The 4,387-nt window shown below is 67.6% G+C and carries 4 protein-coding genes and 2 pseudogenes; 4 read left to right on the top strand and 2 right to left on the bottom strand.

Annotation, left to right across the window (positions count from 1 at the left end):
• On the bottom strand, positions 1 to 743 hold a 743-nt coding region (locus tag VHL31_RS09795; protein WP_329661020.1), incomplete at its 3' end, for a zinc-binding dehydrogenase.
• A gap of 189 nt (positions 744 to 932) precedes the next feature.
• On the opposite strand from VHL31_RS09795, the gene VHL31_RS09790 reads away from it, so the two are divergent.
• The 4 genes and pseudogenes from VHL31_RS09790 to VHL31_RS09775 all read left to right on the top strand — a co-directional run.
• Positions 933 to 1,856, top strand: a complete 924-nt coding sequence (locus VHL31_RS09790) for a LysR family transcriptional regulator (protein ID WP_329661019.1) — start codon at positions 933 to 935, stop codon at positions 1,854 to 1,856.
• A gap of 334 nt (positions 1,857 to 2,190) precedes the next feature.
• The gene (gene tnpA / locus VHL31_RS09785) at positions 2,191 to 2,619 is read left to right on the top strand and encodes an IS66-like element accessory protein TnpA (RefSeq protein ID WP_329661018.1); all 429 of its coding nucleotides are present in this window, start codon (positions 2,191 to 2,193) and stop codon (positions 2,617 to 2,619) included.
• Positions 2,616 to 2,969 (top strand): IS66 family insertion sequence element accessory protein TnpB, encoded by a 354-nt coding sequence (gene tnpB, locus VHL31_RS09780; protein WP_329661017.1) that lies wholly within the window; start codon positions 2,616 to 2,618, stop codon positions 2,967 to 2,969. The genes tnpA and tnpB overlap by 4 nt, the downstream gene beginning before the upstream one ends.
• 44 nt (positions 2,970 to 3,013) lie before the next feature.
• Positions 3,014 to 3,334, top strand: a pseudogene (locus VHL31_RS09775) (hypothetical protein); the annotation flags it as partial.
• Between the two features lie 177 nt (positions 3,335 to 3,511).
• Here the strand turns inward: VHL31_RS09775 and VHL31_RS09770 are convergent.
• Positions 3,512 to 4,387: pseudogene (locus VHL31_RS09770) on the bottom strand (IS256 family transposase); the annotation flags it as partial.

Genomic DNA, 4,387 nt, shown 5'->3' with positions numbered 1-4,387 from the left:
GCGATGTCGACGAGGCTGACGACACGCCCGAAGGCAGCGAGCGTCAGGGGACTCCTGGTGAGCGTGTCGCCGCCAATGGTGTCGAAGACGACGTTGACGCCTTCTCCCCCAGTCAGCCGGGCGACACCTTCCACGTAGTCCTCGGCGGTGAAGTCGATCGCGTCGTCGGCCCCGAGCGATCGCACGAAGTCGTGGTCGCCGGCGCGCGCCGTCGTGATCACCCGTGCGCCGATCGCCTTGGCGACCTGGACCGCGATCGTACCCACACCGCCGGCCCCGCCGTGGATGAGGATCGTCTCGCCGACGCTCAATTGCGCGCGTTGGACGAACGCCTCCCAGACCGTGCCGCCGACGAGCGTCAGGCTCGCGGCCTCGAGGTGGGTGAGATTCCGGGGCTTGCGGCCGACGAGCTCGACGTCGGCGACATGCTGCTCGGCGTACGAGCCGGCGCCACCGAAGATCCTTGGCGTGTAGTAGACCTCGTCGCCCGCGGCGAACTCGTCGACCTCGGATCCGGCCTCCTCGACGACACCGGAGATGTCATGGCCGATAATGGCGGGCAGCGGCACGTAGTCCGTGTAGTCGCCGCGGCGGATCTGGTAATCGAGCGGATTGACGGCCGTGGCGTGCACCCGCACCCGCACCTGGCGTGGGCCGACCTCCGGCACCGGCACCTCGCGCAGCTCGAACGCATCCGGCCCTCCGAAGCGGGTGAGCACGACTGCCTTCATGGTCCTGGTCATACAGATCTCCTTTCGGGTTCCAGCGGCATGGGCGGGCGCGATGGCCCAGGGTGACTTGCCCGAAGCCGGGGCCGGCTGATCGGCAGACCCGGCACGCTGCCCGTCTGCGTACCTAACTGACTCCTCATGATTGCCGGTGGTAGCGGGTCGGCTCTAGGATCAGTTTCAAAGAACCGTTGAAAGCATGCGATGAACATCGACGACCTGCAGCTGTTCGTGCGCATCGCCCGGCTTCGGAGCATCAGCTCTGCTGCCCGCGACCTGGGCCTCACCCCGGCGGGTGCAAGCGCCAGACTGGTGGCGCTCGAGAGAAAGCTCGGGGCCAGGCTTCTGCACCGAACGACGCGGCAGGCGACCTTGACCGAGGATGGCCTCGCCTTCCTGCCGCATGCGGAGAATGTCGTGCTCGCAGCGGAAGGCGCCCGCGCGGCGCTCGGGCGGGAACAAGCCGCGCCGCGCGGCACCTTGCGGGTGGCGGCTCCGGCGTCGTTCGCGCGCATGCATATCGTGCCGGGTCTGCCCGACTTCTGCGGCCGTTATCCCGATCTGGCCTTGGACCTGCGCATCTCCGACAGCATGGTCGATCTCGTCGAAGGCGCCTTCGATGTGGCGGTTCGCTATGCCGAGCTCAGCGATTCGACCTTCGTCGCGCGGCGGCTCGCTCCAGATCGACGGGTGCTGGTCGCGTCGCCCGCGTATATCGAGCGGCGCGGGCAGCCGGGCACGCCGGACGACCTCGCCGACCATGCCTGCCTCGTCGTCGGTACGCTCGACCTCTGGACGTTTCGGGGGAAGGGAGGGGAGCTGATCGAGCGGCGTGTCACGCCGCAGCTTCGGATCAACGACGGTGCTGCCGTGCGCGACGCGGCCTGCGCGGGGCTGGGAATCGCCCTGATGGCGACCTGGTGCGCCGCGGACGAGCTTCGATCCGGTGTCCTCGTACCAGCTCTCCCCGGCTACACCCTCGTCTCGACACAGACCCTTTGGGCACTCTACCCGAGCTCGCGCGAGCTGGCGCCGAAGGTGAGGGTCTTCATCGACTGGCTCACCGAGCGATTTGGGCGGCAACCCTATTGGGATAGGGGCCTGAAGAGATTTTTGGGGAGCAGTTGATGACCCCGCTACCGAGCCGCTCCTGCGGGAAACAGGCGAGGATTCCGACCGCTTTCTCGCCATGCCGGCAGATCGACTACGAGCAAGACCTTCCCGAGCTACGGGAAGGTATCATGCGGAACTGAAGCGGGCGGAAGGTCCGGCGGTTGGACGATGCGGGAATGCAAGACCTGACCCCATTTTCTCGTAGGCACAGATCGAGACCAAGTACGGGCGGGAGACTGCCCGGATCTGGAAGAAGGCTGTGGCTCACACGCTCTACCGTAAACGCTGTCTGAAGCCCAACTTGCGGGTCGGCTGACAAGGTCGAGGATGTGGGACCCGAGCGATGGGGATGGGTCCTACTCCTATGCGTACTGATAGTAGTACGACCAGTACGAAGGCCGACAGCTTCCGCCGGGTGGAGGTGATCACCGGCGTCGGCCGACGCCGCCGCTGGTCGGACCGGGACAAGGCCCGGATCGTGGCCGAGAGCCTCGACCCGGCCACGACCGCCTCGGCGGTGGCGCGGCGCTACGGATTGCACGCCAGCCAGCTCTTCGCTTGGCGCCAGCAGCTGCAACGGCGCGCATCATCGGCCGAAGCGATCGACGGCGGGCCGGGGTTCGTGCCGGTGCTGCTGGCGGAGGACAGCTCTGCCCCGGCTGAGCCTGCGGGCCGGATGGAGATCGTGCTCGGCCCGGCTGTCATCCGGGTCGGCGCGGATGTCGACGCCGCAGCACTGCGCCGGGTGCTCGAGGTGGTGCGGGGCCTCCTGGCATGATCGCGGTCCCGCCCGGGGTGCGCATCCTGCTCGCGACCCGGCCGGTCGACTTCCGCAAGGGCATGGACGGCCTGGCCGCCCTGGTGCAGCAGGCCCTGCGGGCCGACCCGTTCGCGGGCGAGGTGTTCATCTTCCGCCCCAGGCGCGCCGACCGGGTCAAGATCCTGGTCTACGACGGGACCGGCCTGTGTCTCTATAGCAAGAGGCTGGAGGCCGGGCGGTTCTGCTGGCCTTCGCCGGCGGACGGCGTGGTGCGCTTGAGCGCCGCGCAGCTGGCGACGCTGCTCGAGGGCTTGCCGTGGCACCGGCTGCAGCCCCACGCGACCCCTCGCCCGAGCACGGCCTGCTGAGCGGAAAGGCTGGTCTTGCGGCTCGTGACCAATAGAATGGCACCATGACGCTGGTGCCGGATGACCTTCCGCGAGATCCCGATCGGCTGCTTCAGCACTTGCGGCAGATGGCGGAAGTCGTCACTCGTCAGAATGCCTCGCTGGCATCGCTGCGGGCCGAGCACGATACTATTCTGACCGAGCGCGACGCGGCCCAAGCCGAGGTCGAGAAGCTGCGGCTCTTGATCCGTCAACTGCAACGTGGGCAGTTCGGCCGGCGTTCGGAGAAGCTCGATCTCGACCAGCTGCAGCTTGGCCTCGAGGACCTTGAGCGGACTGCGGCCGCCGCCGAGGCGGCGCAGGAGGAGGTGGCCGCGAGGAGCGGCACCCCTCGGCCGCCCCGGGTCCAGCGACGCAACTCGTCAACGAGCCCGTCCTTGCCCAGGGCGGACTGCGGGTCGCGACCAGCCAGGAGCTGGTCCAGGAGTTCGTCCGCGATGATCGGTGCCTTGCGTCGTGCCATGGCAGGGATCCTTCTTTCCCATCTTCATGGCCCGCACACGGAATTGCGGACAATCCCGGACCGCCCGCCGCAGCTTGGCGTTCAAGGCCTCGATGGCGTTCGTGGTGTACAAGATCCGGCGGACGTCACTGGGAAAGGCATAGAACGGCACTACCTCCGTCCACGCCCTCCGCCAGCTCTGGCCGATCGCTGGATAGCGGCGCCCCCAGGGCCCTTCATCGAACGCGTTGAGGGCAGCCTCGCCGGTCGCAGCGTCGACTGCCCGGTAGATGTCCTTTAGGGCCGCCGCCACGGCCTTGCGGTCCTTGTACGACACGAAGTCCAGGCTGTGGCGGAGCAGGTGGACCACGCAGGTCTGGATGGTCGCCTCCGGGAACACGGCCAGGATTGCCTCGGGGAAGCCTTTGAGGCCGTCGACCACCGCGATCAGCACGTCCTCGACGCCGCGGTTTCTGAGTTCGTTCATGACCCGCAGCCAGAACTTGGCGCCCTCATTCTGCTCCAGCCACAGGCCCAGGATCTCCTTGGCGCCGTCGGCACGTACGCCCAAAGCGATATGCACCGCCTTGTTGCGTACCAGGCCCTCGTCGTGGATCTTCACCCGCAGCGCGTCGAAGAATACCAGCGGATAGACCGGCTCCAGCGGCCGAGCCTGCCAGGCGCCGATCTCGTCCAGCACCGCATCGGTCACCGCGCTGATCAGGTCCGGAGAGACGTCGATGCCGTAGAGGTCGCGCAGGTGGCCGGTGATCTCCCGGGTGCTCATGCCACGGGCGTACATCGAGACGATCTTGTCGTCGAAGCCCGGGAAGCGCCGCTGGTACTTGGCGATCAGCTGCGGGTCGAAGCTCGCTTGGCGGTCCCGTGGTACCTCCAGGTCCAGTTTGCCGGTGTCGGTCACCACCGTCTTGCGGCC

It is taken from the genome of Geminicoccus sp. (assembly GCF_036263595.1).
Taxonomy (GTDB): Bacteria; Pseudomonadota; Alphaproteobacteria; order Geminicoccales; family Geminicoccaceae; genus Geminicoccus.
Note: the sequence above shows the minus strand (reverse complement) of the source record. Positions and strands in the feature narration are given on the sequence as shown.

Excerpts from the sequence above, each read along its gene's own strand:
- VHL31_RS09790 (WP_329661019.1), top strand. The coding sequence starts at position 933 with ATGAACATCGACGACCTGCAGCTGTTCGTGCGCATCGCCCGGCTTCGG.
- tnpA (WP_329661018.1), top strand. The coding sequence starts at position 2,191 with ATGGGTCCTACTCCTATGCGTACTGATAGTAGTACGACCAGTACGAAG.
- tnpB (WP_329661017.1), top strand. The coding sequence starts at position 2,616 with ATGATCGCGGTCCCGCCCGGGGTGCGCATCCTGCTCGCGACCCGGCCG.